We start from the raw sequence: 13,641 nt of genomic DNA, 5'->3' as shown, positions 1-13,641 counted from the left end.
AAATGAAAAATGTTATCGCAGTAGTTTGGGACTTTGATAAAACATTAGTAGATGGATATATGCAAGATCCTATTTTTGATGCTTATGGTTGCAAAGGGGATCCATTTTGGGCAGAGGTGAATGAATTAGGTGCAAAATATTTAGAAGAACAAAAGGTCAAGATTAATAGAGAGACGATTTATTTAAATCACTTTATTAATCACGCTAAAGATGGTGGATACTTTTCAAAAGAAAAAGCAACCGAGGCGTCAAAGATTACAACTCCATTAAATAATGCGGTGCTTAGAAATTTAGGATCAAAAATAAAGTTCTACAAAGGAGTCGAGGAAATTTTTAAATCTACACAGAAACTTTTTGATGATAATAAAGAGTTTAGTGGATACGGATTTTCAGTCGAACATTATATTGTTAGCACGGGTTTTGCAGAAATGATTAAAGGAAGTATAGTAGCTCCATATGTAAAAGATATTTGGGGTTGTGAATTAATTCAAAGTAAAACTCAAGATAATGAATGGATTATTTCCGAGATTGGCTATACTATAGATAATACTTCTAAAACGAGAGCTCTATTTGAAATTAATAAAGGTGCTAATATCAAAGAATGGAATATTGATGTAAATTCTTCTATTCCTGAAAAAAGCAGACGGATTCCTTTCAGTAATATTATTTATATTGCAGATGGTCCTAGTGATATTCCTGCATTTTCTGTTGTAAAAAAAGGTGGCGGATACACATTAGGAGTGTATAAGCTAAACGATGCAAAAAAAGATGATGAGGACTATGAAGCTCCCTTTAAGCAAGCAAAAATGCTACGAGATTGTAACCGTATAGATATGCTGGTAGAGGCTGATTATCAAGAAGGAACAACAGCACATCTATGGATTAAGAATCAAATCTTAGATATTGCACGTAAAGTAAAACGTGAAATTGAAGATGAGATTAATAAAAATTCATCAAAACCACTTCAGCATTTAACATAGTAAGTTTGAAAAGTATTTCTAGTGTGTTAAATAAAATGACATATGAATACATCATTTTAGCAGTTGCAAAGAGAAGATGAAAAATTCCAAGAGTATTTGCGTAGAGGACATGAAATTTTTGAAGAGTATTTTGAATTTGTAAGACAAGAGATAATAGAACGCGGGAATGTAAAAAAAGAACAGATAAGCCTAGGAGCTACTTTATTTTTCTGATCTGATAAATATATGCATATGAACTTTATTATGACTGTACAATAGAAGGTCTTGCCATCATGGATTGTTACAGAAATTTGAAAAGTTTTATGCAAACACCTGAGATGGAGGAGTTTAATAAAAAATCTAAAAATTTTTATTCAGCACTATTATCGTCATTCAACAAGTTTTTGCTAACATATTTAGAAGCAGGTTATATTGATGATACAAAACCATCAATTAACTTTTTAGAAGAAATAGGATCGGATGCTGACTCTGATAAAAGACCTAAAAAAGCTTTTTTAATAACAGATTTATATATCCTCGCAACCCTAGAAATGCACAAGCGGCAAAGGAACAGGCAAATTGGAAGTGCGATATGGATGCGGATCGTATAACATTTACGTCACAATTTGTTGATAATCCATATATGGAAGCGCATCATTTAATACCAATGGCGGGACAAGATTTTTATGAAAATAGCTTGGACTTTGTAGGGAATATAATTTTTTTATGTCCAACGTGTCATAGAAAAATTCATTATGCTATAGATTTGGATAAAAAAGAGATGCTACAAGTTTTATTTAAAAAGTGAAAATAAGCGTATGAAGATATTACTTTACAAGAGCTGTATAAGCATTATGGAATGTGTGAAACGGTTAATGTAATGTTTACTTTAATGCTCTGTTACGATATAATTTGAAGCAAGAAAGTAAAATTTAACGTTTTAATAAGGAGGGATATCTATCGATTATTCGAAACGAATTTTAGAAATGGCAACGTATAATAATGGACAAGTGACGACTGCGATGGTTGTAAAAGAAGGTATTCCTCGTGGTAGTTTGCAATATTTGGTGAAAAAAGGACGCATAGAGCGTGCTTCAAGAGGGGTATATACATTACCGGGAGTATGGGAAGATGAATTTGTTGTCTTGCAAAGTCGATATAAACGTGGGATTTATTCGTTGGATACAGTGTTATATTTAACCGATTTAACTGATAGAACACCGATACGATTCAATATGGCGTTTCCTTATGGCTATAATTTAACAAATCCAAAGTCTGATGGAATCTCATGTGTGGGGATACGATCATCATTATATGATATTGGTATAACTGAATTAGTAACGCCCAGTGGCAATATAGTAAGGGGGTACTCTGTAGAGAGGACCTTATGTGAAATATTACAAGCAAAAAATCATACAGATATTCAAATTATTACCGAGGCATTTAAACGATATACCAAAAGAACTGAAAAAAATATTCTCTTACTTTCTGAGTTTGCAAAACTGTTGAAAGTAGAAACAAAACTCTGTTCTTATTTAGAGGTGTTATTATGAAAAATTCTATGCAGCTCAAAAGTCTTATCAAAAAGATTTCAAAGGAGAAGAATATATCGGCCCAAATACTTTTACAAAATTATATGCTAGAACGTTTTTTGGAGCGTATTTCAAATAGTAAGTATAAAGATAACTATATTCTCAAAGGTGGATTTTTAATTGCATCTATGATTGGAGTGGATATTAGATCTACTATGGATATGGATGCAACTATAAAAGGATATCCATTAAACGAAGAGAGAATTATAGAAATGATTGATGATATTATAGCGATACCATTGAAAGATAAAATAACTTTTGATAGAGGTGCTATAGAAGAAATTAGAGAAAAAGATGAATATGTAGGGTATAGGATATCATTAATTGGTAATTACGATAAAATGGTGGTGCCATTAAAATTGGATATAACCACAGGAGATAAGATTACACCAAAAGAGATTGAATATAGGTATAATCTTATGCTAGAAGAAAGAAGTATTAATATATTAGCGTATAATTTGTCTACAATTCTTGCGGAAAAGTTAGAAACAGTCATAGTAAGAGGCGATCAAAATACTAGGCTTAGAGATTATTATGATATTTTTATCCTAACTAAGTTAGAGAGTAAAAATATAGAAATATCTACATTAGAAATGGCTTTAAGAGAAACTGCTGAAAAGAGAGGTACATACAATAGGATAAAAGAGTTTAATCAAGTTATTGAAATAATAGAACTTAGTGATATTATGCGGCAACGATGGGATAATTATTCTAAAAAAAATAGCTATGCGGAAGGTATTAAGTTTGAAGAGACATGTGAATCCATTAAAAAGATTTTTGGTCAATTAAAATTATAAGTCGTCCAGTATAAGAACCGTTAGAATATTGGAGAAAGGAGAGAATATGAAAAAACTAACCACATCCATTTTACTAGCACTATTCAGTGCGACTATCTTCACTCCAACTCATGTAGAAGCGAGTTGGTTGTCCAAAACGTGGAAAAAGGTTGAAAAATCTTGGAATGAGTCTGGAGCACATACCACAGTAACAGAAACAAGCAGTCTATCTGAAAGAGCGATGTATTTACCATAACGATCTTGAAAATGACGGAGAAAAGGTAACTAAGATTAGAGTTATTAATTCCTGATATAAGTCATAAATTGGAAACCACGCTTGTAACAACAAAGGAGACCCCAACATGAACACAACTAAATCATTCCAAATTTCCTCCACTCTCCGCCAATCTCCCATCTCTCAAAACAACTCCACCCCCATCACCTATGAATACTCTCCTCTGCTAGACCACTTCCCCCTCGCTCATGGTGTGACGTACCGTTATGGTGGTGTCAGCGAAGGTAGCTTTAACAGTTTCAACATGGGTCTGCATGTCGGTGATACGCCAGATGCGGTGGCAGAGAACCGCAAACGTTTAGCACAGGTGTTAGGTGTGGATCCGAATCATTTGACTTGTGGTGAGCAAGTGCATGGTGTGGGTGTGACGAGGGTGACGGAAGAACTTGTCGGTCGAGGTGCTTTCAGTTGGGACGATAGCATTCCAGATAGTGATGCGATTCATACGAATTTGGTGAATGTTCCTCTTTTGTTGCTTGTGGCGGACTGTGTGCCTGTGCTGATCTATGATGTGGTGCATCATGCGGTGGCGGTGGTTCATGCAGGGTGGCGTGGTGCCATCGCTCATATTGTAGAGCGAACGATAGATAGTATGCACGATGCGTACGGAACGTTGCCGGCAGATTGTTATCTCTTCATCGGTCCTTCCATTGGGGCTGACTCCTTCGAGGTGAGTGAAGAGATCGGTGAACAGTTTCGACAGGACATGCATGCCTTGGGACTTTCACAGGTGGATGAGGTGGTGCGTTATATCCAACGAGTGGGGCAGACGATGCCTACACCGCATGTAGATTTGAAAGGATACCTTGCAGCCTGTGTGGTACAGAAAGGTGTACCATTAGAGCAAGTGTCGATATCATCAACGGATACGATGACCAATGATAGATGTTACTCGTACCGACGAGATCAAGGTCGCACAGGACGCATGGCCATGTTCTCTGTCTTGCGAGATAAAGCCTAGGATACAGATGCCTTGGACTCCTTTCTCGTAAGGGCGGTCACTTTCACCACCATAGGATACTATAGTATACTGTAGGACAACAGAGGAGATCACATACGATGACGGCGTAGGGAATATATACTTTCACTCAGGCATGGAATACCTAATAAATATATAATAGTAATTTAAGAATAAGAAAATACAGAGAACTAGGCTTGAAATCATGCTTTTTCTATGTACTTTTCTTATTCTTTCGTTTATAATAAAAAAGATAAAGTATTATTTTTTTATAAAGACCTTTCAAAGTGAAATGTAACGATGAAAGAGGATTGACATATATGATAGCAACAGCATTACATGAAGTGCAGGAACGCATCGAAGCGGCGAAGGCACGAGTGGGAAGAACAGATTCTGTTACGCTAGTAGCGGTGACGAAGAATCATCCTGTAGAGGCTGTACAAGAGGTAGCTCACCTAGGGGTAAGAGCCGTGGGAGAGAATCGCGTACAAGAAGCAAAAGAAAAAATGGAACTCTACCAGGGTCCGGAGCTACAGTGGCATTTGATTGGACAATTACAAAACAACAAGGTGCGTAATGCAGTGGGCAAGTTTCGGTTAATTCATTCGGTTCACAATGTTAAGTTGTTGGATGAAATTCAGCGCATTGCCGCTAGAGAAGGTTTGATACAAGAAGTATTACTACAAGTTAATGTGGCACGAGAAGAAAGCAAGTCTGGTATGGATGTGGAAGAGTTTCCTGCCATACGAGAATATGCTAAAACATTACCCAATGTACGGGTAAAAGGGCTTATGTGTATGGCACCATTTTTGGATGATCCAGAAGAGGCACGCCCTATCTTTAGAGTGGCACATGCTTTATTTGAAGACATGAAACTTCATTTCGATGAAGGACAGATTGAATATATATCCATGGGGATGACCCATGATTTTGAAGTAGCAATTGAAGAGGGTGCAAATATTGTTCGAGTGGGAACTGCAATATTTGGAGAACGCCACTATGATAAGTAACGGAGGAAATGACGATGGCACTGAAAGACAGCTGGAATTCAGTAAAAAACTTTTTTGGCGGTAATCAAGATGATGGATATGAATATGAAGATTATCCAGAAGATGTATATGATGAAGAATCTCAACAGCCAGTGGTTACAGCACCAGTGGCAGGTGGTAATGGACCTGTAGCATCAGCAGTACATCCAAAAACAGGAGGATATAACACAGTGGCACAACGTTCTAGTGGTATGAAAGTAGTCATCGTAGAGCCAAAAGCATTCGAAGACTCTGAACACATTGCAAATCAATTACGCGATATGCGTCCAGTAGTGATTAATTTTGAAAATACAGACCCTCATGAAGCTGCACGCATTGTGGACTTTGTTAGTGGTGCTACATTTGCCTTAGATGGCAAATTAGAAAAAATTGGTAAAGATATTTTTATCTGTGTACCAGTGAATGTAACGGTAGATTATACAGATAAAGAATATACAGAAATATCTGATAAATTAGCTTGGAAAGAGCCACAAGCCTAAGTATTAGGAGGTAGCCATGCAAAAAATACTACTAATTGGCGTAGGAGCGATGGGTGGTGCTATTTTACAAGGGGCTTTGGAACAAGGTATTTGGGGTCCTGAGGAAGTAGATGTATTGGTGCGTCGCAGTGAACAAGCGGCAGCATTAGAGCGCACATTCGGTGTAACAGCCTTTACGGACTGTGATGCCATACCTGCCTTTGATGAGTATAGAACCATCGTATTTGGCGTAAAACCTCAAGTATTGCCATCTCTTATGCAAGAGGTAGGCCCACTGATTGAGCCGAGAACGCTATGCATTTCCATTGCAGCAGGCATTACATTGGACACATTGCAGTCCTTTGCACCTCATGCGCATTGGTTGCGCTCTATGCCGAATACGCCGATTTTAGTGAAAGCTGGTTTTACAGCCATTGCAAGTAGTGAGGACGTAACTCCAGGTGAACGGGAGCAAGCCCTGCGCATTTTTGAAGCATTAGGGGAAGCTGTTGTATGCTCAGAAGCTGATTTAGACCGTATTGGCGCCTTAGCAGGGGCGGGCCCTGGCTATATGTATACCATTTTAGATGCTATGGCAAATGCAGGAGTTCGGATTGGACTCACTAGGCCATTGGCGTTGCAAGCGGCGGTACAGACCATGTATGGTTCAGGCTTAATTGCTTTGGAAACAGGCTCTCATCCGAGTGTACTGCGGGATCAAGTGACCTCTCCGGGGGGAACCACCATAGCAGGTATTGCTGCTATGGAAAAAGAAGGATTACGGTCCTCTATTATGGAAGGCATCCTAGCTTGTTATGAGCGATCAAATGAAATAGGAAAACAACGTGAAAGATAAAGAAAAGTTAATTCGATATTTTGAAGCATCTGGTAATGGAGAAGAAGCGCGCCGCATGATTGACCTTGCGGAGCAAGTACAAGCAGGTAGACCGTACCGTGTGACAGATTTTATGTCCCCCGCAGGGCTTGTCATTACCGATGCAGTGAAAGCGAATTTCGGAGGTATTAACATCATTTCCAGTGGTGGCTATGAAGGGGCAGAACGTCTTCGAGTGGCCTTTGTGGACCCACACTTTCAAGGTACGGTAGATTTACAAATTGCGGTGCTGAAAGTATCTTGGGATCCACGATTCCGACTGTTGACGCATCGTGATGTATTGGGCTCCTTGATGGGACTCGGTATCGACCGCACTCATTTCGGGGATATTATCGTCACTAGTGGCGGTGCTCAGGTGATTGTAGACGACACGATAGCAGATTTTGTGATTCAAAACTTCACAAAAATTGCTATGGTTACTGTCACAGTATCTCGGATGGAATTGAGTGAATTACAACCGAAAGAAGAAAAAATAAAAGAAGTACGAACTACTGTGGCGTCTATGCGATTGGATTCTATTGCTTCTTCTGGTTTTAGTACATCTCGTACAAAAGTAGTAGAAGCCATTAAGGCAGGATTGGTACAAGTGAATTGGCAACCTGCGAAAGGACCAGCGCAAGAAGTGAAAGAAGGGGATGTTATCTCTCTTCGTGGCAGAGGTCGTATGCAAATAGAAAGTATTACTGGGACGTCTAAAAAAGGGCGTATTGGAGTACATCTAAAACGATTTATGTAAGGAGGCTGATCCTATGTTAACACCAATGGATATTCATAATAAAGAGTTTGGAAAAAGTATTCGTGGTTTTGACTGCGATGAAGTAAACGAGTTCTTGAATGAAGTGGTACAAGCCTATGAAATCTTGTATCGAGAAAATCGCGAAATGACTGATAAAGTTGAGCAAATGGAAAAACGTTTGAATCAATATGAGTCCACTGAAGAAACGATGCGCAATACATTGGTACTAGCTCAAGAAACTGGTGAAAACGTAAAAGAAGCAGCTCGCAAAGAAGCTGATTTAATTCTACAAAATGCAGAGCAACAACGTAAAGTGATCTTGGAAGATGCAAATCGCGCCTTGCGAGAAGCAGAAGCTAAATATGCTACCATTGCCAATGAAATGGCCGTATTCCGTGCAAAAGTAGAATCAATTTTAACAGCGCAATTACAATTATTAGATGGTATTGCTTTACAGGAAATTACACCTGTACAGACTGAAACAGAAGCATAAGGTGAATTTCGGCTTGATTATTCAAGCCGTTTTTGCCATTGTAGAGACATATAAGGATAGTAGGATGATAACAGTTGGACTTTCACTAAAAGATAGACCTTGTCTTGTGGTCGGCGGAGGGCAAGTGGCCCTGCGCAGAATTGAAAAATTAATAGAAGAAAAGGCATCTGTTATAGTAGTCAGTCCTGATGTATTGCCTGACATTGTAACATACCATGAAGCAGGTGTATTACAATGGATAGCAAAGCCTTATAGCTCAGAATATATGGTAGGTCAACAGTTTGTCATTATTGCTACGGACATTCCTGCTGTGAATGCTCAAGTCATGGAAGATGCTCAAGGGGTGCAGGCTTTCATTAATCGGGCTGATGTGAAAGATGATTCTACTTGGGTATTCGGCAGTGCTACGGAGATTGGTGATTTAGAGATTTCTATATTTACCAATCAAGTGAGCCCACGAGTGAGTCGCTTGCTTAGACAGGATATAGAAAAACGATATGGCATATTAGCCGAGTGGCTACCTCAGATTCGTCTATGGAGACAAGAATTACAACATATATTAGATACTCCAAAAGAGCGAGAACAGTTCTGGCGTACCTATTTAGGAGAATCGGAGTTTATACAAATAGTAGAGGGTCAAGAAGACTCAGTGAAGGAGAATATTGTACATGCAATTAGTCGTATTAGGTCTGAATCATAGAAGTGCCCCTGTAGATGTACGAGAGAAATTTTCTTTTTCTAAAGAAGCTCTCGATCATGCTATGGATCACATTTATGCTCATGAAGAAGTAGAGGAGTGCGTCCTTTTATCGACGTGTAACCGCACAGAACTCTATGTCGTTCTAAATGACATGGAGAATGTAAAAGAATATATGATACGTTTATTGCTACATCTGAAAGGAGAAGAGACAGTAAATGTAGATGAGAAATGGTTCTTCCTTTATGAAGGGAAAGCGTGTATTTCTCATTTATTTAGGGTAGCATCTAGTTTGGACTCTCTTGTGTTAGGGGAAGGTCAAATTTTGAGCCAATTAAAGATGGCTTATATTTCTTCCTATAGCAAGGGGTTAACAGCATCTGTGTTTAATATTATTTTCCAAAAAGCCATTGCTGTAGGGAAACGGGTACGGACGATGACGGGTATTGCGAATACGCCTGTGTCTGTGAGTTATACAGCTGTGAATTTGGCGGAAGATAGCTTAGATATACCGATGAATGAGGCAAAGGTTCTCATTTTAGGGGCTGGTCAAATGAGCGAGCTCACAGCACGTCATTTGCAAGCTAAGGGTGTGAAGAGTATGTTTGTGTCCAACAGGACTTTTAAAACAGCAGAAGAATTGGCCACACAATTCAATGGTAAGGCGGTTGCCTTTGACCATTTTGTGGAAGAAGCCAAGACAGCAGATATTATCATCACATCCACAGGTGCATCACATTACGTGATCGAGCGAGAAGAAGCAGAAGAAATTATGGATGGTCGTGGTGGTAAGCCAATTGTCATGATCGATATTGCTGTCCCTCGTGATATCAATCCAGACGTAACAGAGATTCCAGGTGTCTATTTGTTTAATATTGATGCCTTGGAAAGTGTAGTAGAAGCGAATAAGCATCAACGAGAGGAAGAAGCTCGCAAAGCAGAACCGATTATAGAAGAAGCGTTACAGGAAATCGAAGAGAAATTGCAATATTTATCGGTTCGTCCTATTATGGTTTTACTCAGCGAAAAAGCAGAAGCCATTCGTAAACGTGAAGTGCATCGTGCTATGGCGAAGTTACCAGATGCGACAGATCGTGAGCGCAAAATTATTAGCAATATGTCTCGTATGTTGGTGCGTAAATTATTGCGGGATCCAATGATTCACTTTGGTGAAATAGCGGGTAAAGAGGAAGAACGAGATTATTGGAAGTTATTCCAAGATATGTTTGCTTTGGAAGTGGAGGACGACACACCATGAGAGATATAATTCGCATAGGCACCCGTAGTAGTGCCCTTGCTTTATGGCAAGCCAATTATGTAGCCGATATATTGCGCAAACATTACCCACAATGCAAGGTGGAGTTAGTCCATCACAGCACGAAAGGTGATCGTATTCTAGAAAAACCATTGGCTGAAATCGGTGGAAAAGGATTATTTACAGAAGAGTTAGAAGCATCCATGCGCGATGGTAGCATCGATTTAGCTGTACACAGCTTGAAAGATATGCCTACAGAATTACCAGAAGATTTGGTATTAGGTGCTATTACAGAGCGAGAAACACCATGCGATGCCTTGGTATCTCCGAAATATAAAACCTTAGATCAATTGCCACAAGGTGCTAAGGTAGGCACTAGCAGTTTACGTCGTCAAGCACAACTATTGAATCGACGTCCTGATTTGCAGATTTCTGTACTTCGTGGCAATGTGCAAACACGTTTGAATAAATTAGAAACAGAAAACTTTGATGCCATTGTACTGGCAGAGGCCGGGTTAAAACGGTTGGGCTTGGAATCTGTTATAACACAGACTTTCACCAGCGATGAAATCATTCCTGCTGTTGGTCAAGGGGCGCTTGGTATTGAGTGTCGCAAGGACGATGCAGAAATGCTAGACATGTTATCTGTATTGCACGATGAAAATACTATGTGGGCGACCCGTGGAGAACGCAGTTTCCTTCGTCAACTTGAAGGTGGTTGCCAAGTGCCGATGGGTGTACATGGGACGATTTATAAAGGACAATTAACGTTGAAAGCTATCATTGCTTCCTTAGATGGAAAAAATTGTTTTGAAGGTGAATTGTCAGGTCCAAAAGAAAAAGCAGACATGTTAGGTCGTAATTTGGCGAAAGCTCTCTATGAAGAAGGGGGCAAAGCCATCATTGACGATTTAGTAGAAAGAGGAGTATTGAAATGACAGGCATTGTATATTTAATTGGTGCCGGACCAGGCGATCATAAATTAATCACTCTAAAAGGCAAGGAATGTATTGAAAAAGCAGATGTTATTGTGTATGACTATTTAGCAGATGCGCATTTCTTGTCCTATGCGAAAGAAGGGGCAGAGATCATTTATGCAGGTAAGAAAAGCAACAATCATACGATGCATCAATGGGAAATCAACGAACTTCTCGTAAAATGTGGATTAGAAGGCAAAGTAGTAGCTCGTTTAAAAGGTGGGGATCCATTAGTATTTGGTCGTGGTGGTGAAGAAGCATTGGCTTTGGTGGAAGCAGGCGTGCCATTTGAATTTGTGCCAGGTATTACATCTGGTATTTCTGCGCCAGCCTATGCAGGGATTCCTGTCACACAGCGTGCCATGGCTACTTCCTTTGCTATTGTTACAGGTCACGAAGATCCAACAAAACCAGAGTCTGGTATGAACTGGGAAGGCTTAGCTAAATCTGTGGACACGATCTCCTTTGTGATGGGCATTTCTAATTTGCCTAGTATTGCTACTAACTTAATCAAATATGGTCGTCCTAAGGAAACGCCAGTGGCGGTCATCCGTTGGGGCACAAAACCAATTCAAGAAACGTTGGTCTCTACCTTGGAACATGTGGTAGAGGATGTAGAGAAAGCACAATTGAAAGCGCCAGCCATCGTTATCGTTGGGGAAGTGGTATCCTTGCGGGATCAATTACGTTGGTTCGATAATAAACCATTATTTGGTAAAACCATCGTTGTCACACGAGCTCGTAGTAAAGCGAGTGCTTTGTCGGAGCGTTTACTGGAATTAGGGGCGCACGTCATCGAAGCATCCGCTATTAAAACGCAAGCCTTGCCTCGTACAGAGGAGATGGATGTGGCATACGATAGCTTATCTTCCTACGATGGATTAATTTTTACATCTGCCGAAGGAGTACGATTCTTCTTTGATGGCTTATTAGACCGTGGCTTAGATAGCCGTGCTTTAGGTTCTATGAAAGTATGTGCTATCGGCAGTGCGACGGCGAAATCTTTATTAGATCGTGGGATTCGTGCGGACATCGTGCCACCAAATTACCAAGCGGAATCTGTGGTAGAAACGATTACTGCTGAACAAGGCCGTGTATGGCCAGAGCGAGCGCTAGGGGACTTGCGGTTTGTATTGGTACAACCAAAAGTGGCGCGCGACGTGATTTATAAAGGACTTTCACAGGCGGGATGCGACGTGACGGTATTGCGCTTGTATGAAACGGTACAAGATACGTCCCACAAAGAATATTTAGAAGAAGCCTTGCGAGTAGGAGAAGTAGATTACATTACGTTCACAAGTTCTTCTACGGTGACAAATACAAAAGATATGCTTGGAGCTGATGCGGTGACCTTACTAGGCAATACGAAGGTTGTTTGTATTGGACCAATTACAGGCGCAACTTGCGTGGAAGAAGGAATTCAACCAGATTTAATTGGAGAAACTTTCACAATCCCTGCGATGGTGGACTTAATCTTGAACGATTGCAAATAGAAAGAGGCACAGTATGGAATTACGAAATAGACCAAGACGATTGCGCATTAATCCAGCCATGCGCGCGTTGGTTCGTGAAACAACATTACAAGTAGAAGACTTAATTTATCCTATATTTATCGTTCCTGGAACAGCTGTGAAAGAAGAAATTTCTTCTTTACCAGGACAATACCATGTGTCCGTGGATGAGGCTGTAAAATTGGCGAAAGAAGCCTATGACTTAGGTATCAAGGGTGTGGAAATTTTCGGCATTCCTACTTACAAAGATGAAGATGGTTCTTCTGCGTGGGACATGGAACAACCGGTGCAACAAGCGATTATGGCGATCCGCAAAGAAGTACCAGACCTAATCGTGATCTCTGATGTATGCTTATGCCAATACACATCTACCGGTCATTGCGGTCATGTGGAGCATCATGAAGTCATCAATGATGCGACGTTGCCATTGTTGTGCAATGTAGCAGTGAGCCATGCGAAAGCGGGCGCTCACATGGTGGCGCCATCGGACATGATGGATGGACGTATCGCGGCGATCCGTGAAGCTTTAGATGCAGAGGGATTCAGCCATGTATCCATCATGAGTTATGCGGCGAAATATGCATCTGCTTACTATGGTCCATTCCGTGATGCAGTCCATTCTGCGCCAGGATTTGGGGACCGTAAAGGATACCAAATGGATGAGGCCAATCGTTTAGAAGCCTTGCGTGAAGTGGAACAAGATATCATCGAAGGGGCGGATATCATTATGATTAAACCAGCTCTATCCTATTTGGATATTGTACGCGAAGTACGGGATAACTTCGATTGTCCTTTAGCCGTTTACAATGTCAGCGGTGAATATGCCATGATTAAAACAGCTGCGGCAGCAGGTTTAGTGGACGAAAAACGCATTACTTTAGAAACCTTGTTATCCATGAAACGAGCAGGGGCAAAGATGATTATTACTTACCATGCCTTGGATGTGGCACGTTGGCTACAAGAAAAATAGTGTGGAAATATAGGAGCCAA

General features: G+C 40.2%; 17 protein-coding genes. All 17 read left to right on the top strand.

Features of this window, described 5'->3' with window-relative positions; all coding sequences use genetic code 11:
* Positions 1-2 precede the first annotated feature (2 nt).
* The 17 genes from EO125_RS04695 (at position 3) to hemB (ending at position 13,621) form a co-directional block, all read left to right on the top strand.
* On the top strand, positions 3-980 hold the full coding sequence (locus tag EO125_RS04695) for a haloacid dehalogenase-like hydrolase (RefSeq protein WP_127147887.1): 978 nt from the start codon (positions 3-5) through the stop codon (positions 978-980).
* 272 nt (positions 981-1,252) lie between these two features.
* Entirely contained in the window at positions 1,253-1,570 is a 318-nt protein-coding gene (locus EO125_RS04690; protein WP_127147886.1) for a hypothetical protein, read from the top strand.
* The gene (locus tag EO125_RS04685; protein WP_127147885.1) at positions 1,552-1,767 is read left to right on the top strand and encodes an HNH endonuclease; all 216 of its coding nucleotides are present in this window, start codon (positions 1,552-1,554) and stop codon (positions 1,765-1,767) included. The genes EO125_RS04690 and EO125_RS04685 overlap by 19 nt, the downstream gene beginning before the upstream one ends.
* 178 nt (positions 1,768-1,945) lie before the next feature.
* Positions 1,946-2,512: a type IV toxin-antitoxin system AbiEi family antitoxin domain-containing protein gene (locus EO125_RS04680; protein WP_206168368.1), complete on the top strand. Its 567-nt coding sequence runs from the start codon at positions 1,946-1,948 to the stop codon at positions 2,510-2,512.
* Complete coding sequence (locus EO125_RS04675) at positions 2,509-3,348, top strand: nucleotidyl transferase AbiEii/AbiGii toxin family protein (RefSeq protein ID WP_127147883.1); 840 nt, start codon at positions 2,509-2,511, stop codon at positions 3,346-3,348. Before EO125_RS04680 ends, EO125_RS04675 begins: the two co-directional genes overlap by 4 nt.
* Positions 3,349-3,394: 46 nt before the next feature.
* Positions 3,395-3,583, top strand: a complete 189-nt coding sequence (locus tag EO125_RS04670) for a hypothetical protein (RefSeq protein ID WP_127147882.1) — start codon at positions 3,395-3,397, stop codon at positions 3,581-3,583.
* A gap of 106 nt (positions 3,584-3,689) precedes the next feature.
* Positions 3,690-4,583, top strand: coding sequence for a peptidoglycan editing factor PgeF (gene pgeF, locus EO125_RS04665; RefSeq protein ID WP_127147881.1), 894 nt, complete (start codon positions 3,690-3,692; stop codon positions 4,581-4,583).
* A gap of 317 nt (positions 4,584-4,900) precedes the next feature.
* A complete protein-coding gene (locus EO125_RS04660; RefSeq protein WP_127147880.1) occupies positions 4,901-5,590 on the top strand; it encodes a YggS family pyridoxal phosphate-dependent enzyme in 690 nt (229 codons plus the stop codon).
* 14 nt (positions 5,591-5,604) lie between these two features.
* Positions 5,605-6,108: a cell division protein SepF gene (locus EO125_RS04655; RefSeq protein ID WP_127147879.1), complete on the top strand. Its 504-nt coding sequence runs from the start codon at positions 5,605-5,607 to the stop codon at positions 6,106-6,108.
* A 16-nt stretch (positions 6,109-6,124) separates the two neighbouring features.
* Complete coding sequence (gene proC, locus EO125_RS04650; RefSeq protein WP_127147878.1) at positions 6,125-6,943, top strand: pyrroline-5-carboxylate reductase; 819 nt, start codon at positions 6,125-6,127, stop codon at positions 6,941-6,943.
* Positions 6,933-7,718, top strand: coding sequence for an RNA-binding protein (locus tag EO125_RS04645; protein WP_127147877.1), 786 nt, complete (start codon positions 6,933-6,935; stop codon positions 7,716-7,718). Before proC ends, EO125_RS04645 begins: the two co-directional genes overlap by 11 nt.
* A 13-nt stretch (positions 7,719-7,731) precedes the next feature.
* Positions 7,732-8,211 (top strand): DivIVA domain-containing protein, encoded by a 480-nt coding sequence (locus EO125_RS04640; protein ID WP_127147876.1) that lies wholly within the window; start codon positions 7,732-7,734, stop codon positions 8,209-8,211.
* Positions 8,212-8,275: 64 nt separating this feature from the next.
* Positions 8,276-8,911, top strand: a complete 636-nt coding sequence (locus EO125_RS04635; protein ID WP_164726439.1) for a bifunctional precorrin-2 dehydrogenase/sirohydrochlorin ferrochelatase — start codon at positions 8,276-8,278, stop codon at positions 8,909-8,911.
* Positions 8,880-10,166, top strand: coding sequence for a glutamyl-tRNA reductase (hemA, locus tag EO125_RS04630; RefSeq protein WP_127147874.1), 1,287 nt, complete (start codon positions 8,880-8,882; stop codon positions 10,164-10,166). Before EO125_RS04635 ends, hemA begins: the two co-directional genes overlap by 32 nt.
* Positions 10,163-11,101 carry a hydroxymethylbilane synthase gene (gene hemC / locus EO125_RS04625; protein WP_127147873.1) on the top strand — a complete coding sequence of 313 codons (939 nt, stop codon included), beginning with the start codon at positions 10,163-10,165 and terminating at the stop codon, positions 11,099-11,101. The genes hemA and hemC overlap by 4 nt, the downstream gene beginning before the upstream one ends.
* Entirely contained in the window at positions 11,098-12,633 is a 1,536-nt protein-coding gene (gene cobA / locus EO125_RS04620) for a uroporphyrinogen-III C-methyltransferase (protein WP_127147872.1), read from the top strand. The genes hemC and cobA overlap by 4 nt, the downstream gene beginning before the upstream one ends.
* A gap of 13 nt (positions 12,634-12,646) precedes the next feature.
* Entirely contained in the window at positions 12,647-13,621 is a 975-nt protein-coding gene (gene hemB, locus EO125_RS04615) for a porphobilinogen synthase (protein WP_127147871.1), read from the top strand.
* Positions 13,622-13,641: the final 20 nt, after the last annotated feature.

The sequence above is a fragment of the Veillonella sp. VA139 genome (genome assembly GCF_003992005.1).
GTDB lineage: Bacteria > Bacillota > Negativicutes > Veillonellales > Veillonellaceae > F0422.
The sequence above is the reverse complement of the archived record's forward strand: the minus strand, read 5'-3'. Positions and strand labels throughout refer to the sequence as shown.

Excerpts from the sequence above, each read along its gene's own strand:
- EO125_RS04695 (WP_127147887.1), top strand. The coding sequence starts at position 3 with ATGAAAAATGTTATCGCAGTAGTTTGGGACTTTGATAAAACATTAGTA.
- EO125_RS04690 (WP_127147886.1), top strand. The coding sequence starts at position 1,253 with ATGGATTGTTACAGAAATTTGAAAAGTTTTATGCAAACACCTGAGATG.
- EO125_RS04685 (WP_127147885.1), top strand. The coding sequence starts at position 1,552 with ATGGATGCGGATCGTATAACATTTACGTCACAATTTGTTGATAATCCA.
- EO125_RS04680 (WP_206168368.1), top strand. The coding sequence starts at position 1,946 with ATGGCAACGTATAATAATGGACAAGTGACGACTGCGATGGTTGTAAAA.
- EO125_RS04675 (WP_127147883.1), top strand. The coding sequence starts at position 2,509 with ATGAAAAATTCTATGCAGCTCAAAAGTCTTATCAAAAAGATTTCAAAG.
- EO125_RS04670 (WP_127147882.1), top strand. The coding sequence starts at position 3,395 with ATGAAAAAACTAACCACATCCATTTTACTAGCACTATTCAGTGCGACT.
- pgeF (WP_127147881.1), top strand. The coding sequence starts at position 3,690 with ATGAACACAACTAAATCATTCCAAATTTCCTCCACTCTCCGCCAATCT.
- EO125_RS04660 (WP_127147880.1), top strand. The coding sequence starts at position 4,901 with ATGATAGCAACAGCATTACATGAAGTGCAGGAACGCATCGAAGCGGCG.
- EO125_RS04655 (WP_127147879.1), top strand. The coding sequence starts at position 5,605 with ATGGCACTGAAAGACAGCTGGAATTCAGTAAAAAACTTTTTTGGCGGT.
- proC (WP_127147878.1), top strand. The coding sequence starts at position 6,125 with ATGCAAAAAATACTACTAATTGGCGTAGGAGCGATGGGTGGTGCTATT.
- EO125_RS04640 (WP_127147876.1), top strand. The coding sequence starts at position 7,732 with ATGTTAACACCAATGGATATTCATAATAAAGAGTTTGGAAAAAGTATT.
- EO125_RS04635 (WP_164726439.1), top strand. The coding sequence starts at position 8,276 with ATGATAACAGTTGGACTTTCACTAAAAGATAGACCTTGTCTTGTGGTC.
- hemA (WP_127147874.1), top strand. The coding sequence starts at position 8,880 with ATGCAATTAGTCGTATTAGGTCTGAATCATAGAAGTGCCCCTGTAGAT.
- hemC (WP_127147873.1), top strand. The coding sequence starts at position 10,163 with ATGAGAGATATAATTCGCATAGGCACCCGTAGTAGTGCCCTTGCTTTA.
- cobA (WP_127147872.1), top strand. The coding sequence starts at position 11,098 with ATGACAGGCATTGTATATTTAATTGGTGCCGGACCAGGCGATCATAAA.
- hemB (WP_127147871.1), top strand. The coding sequence starts at position 12,647 with ATGGAATTACGAAATAGACCAAGACGATTGCGCATTAATCCAGCCATG.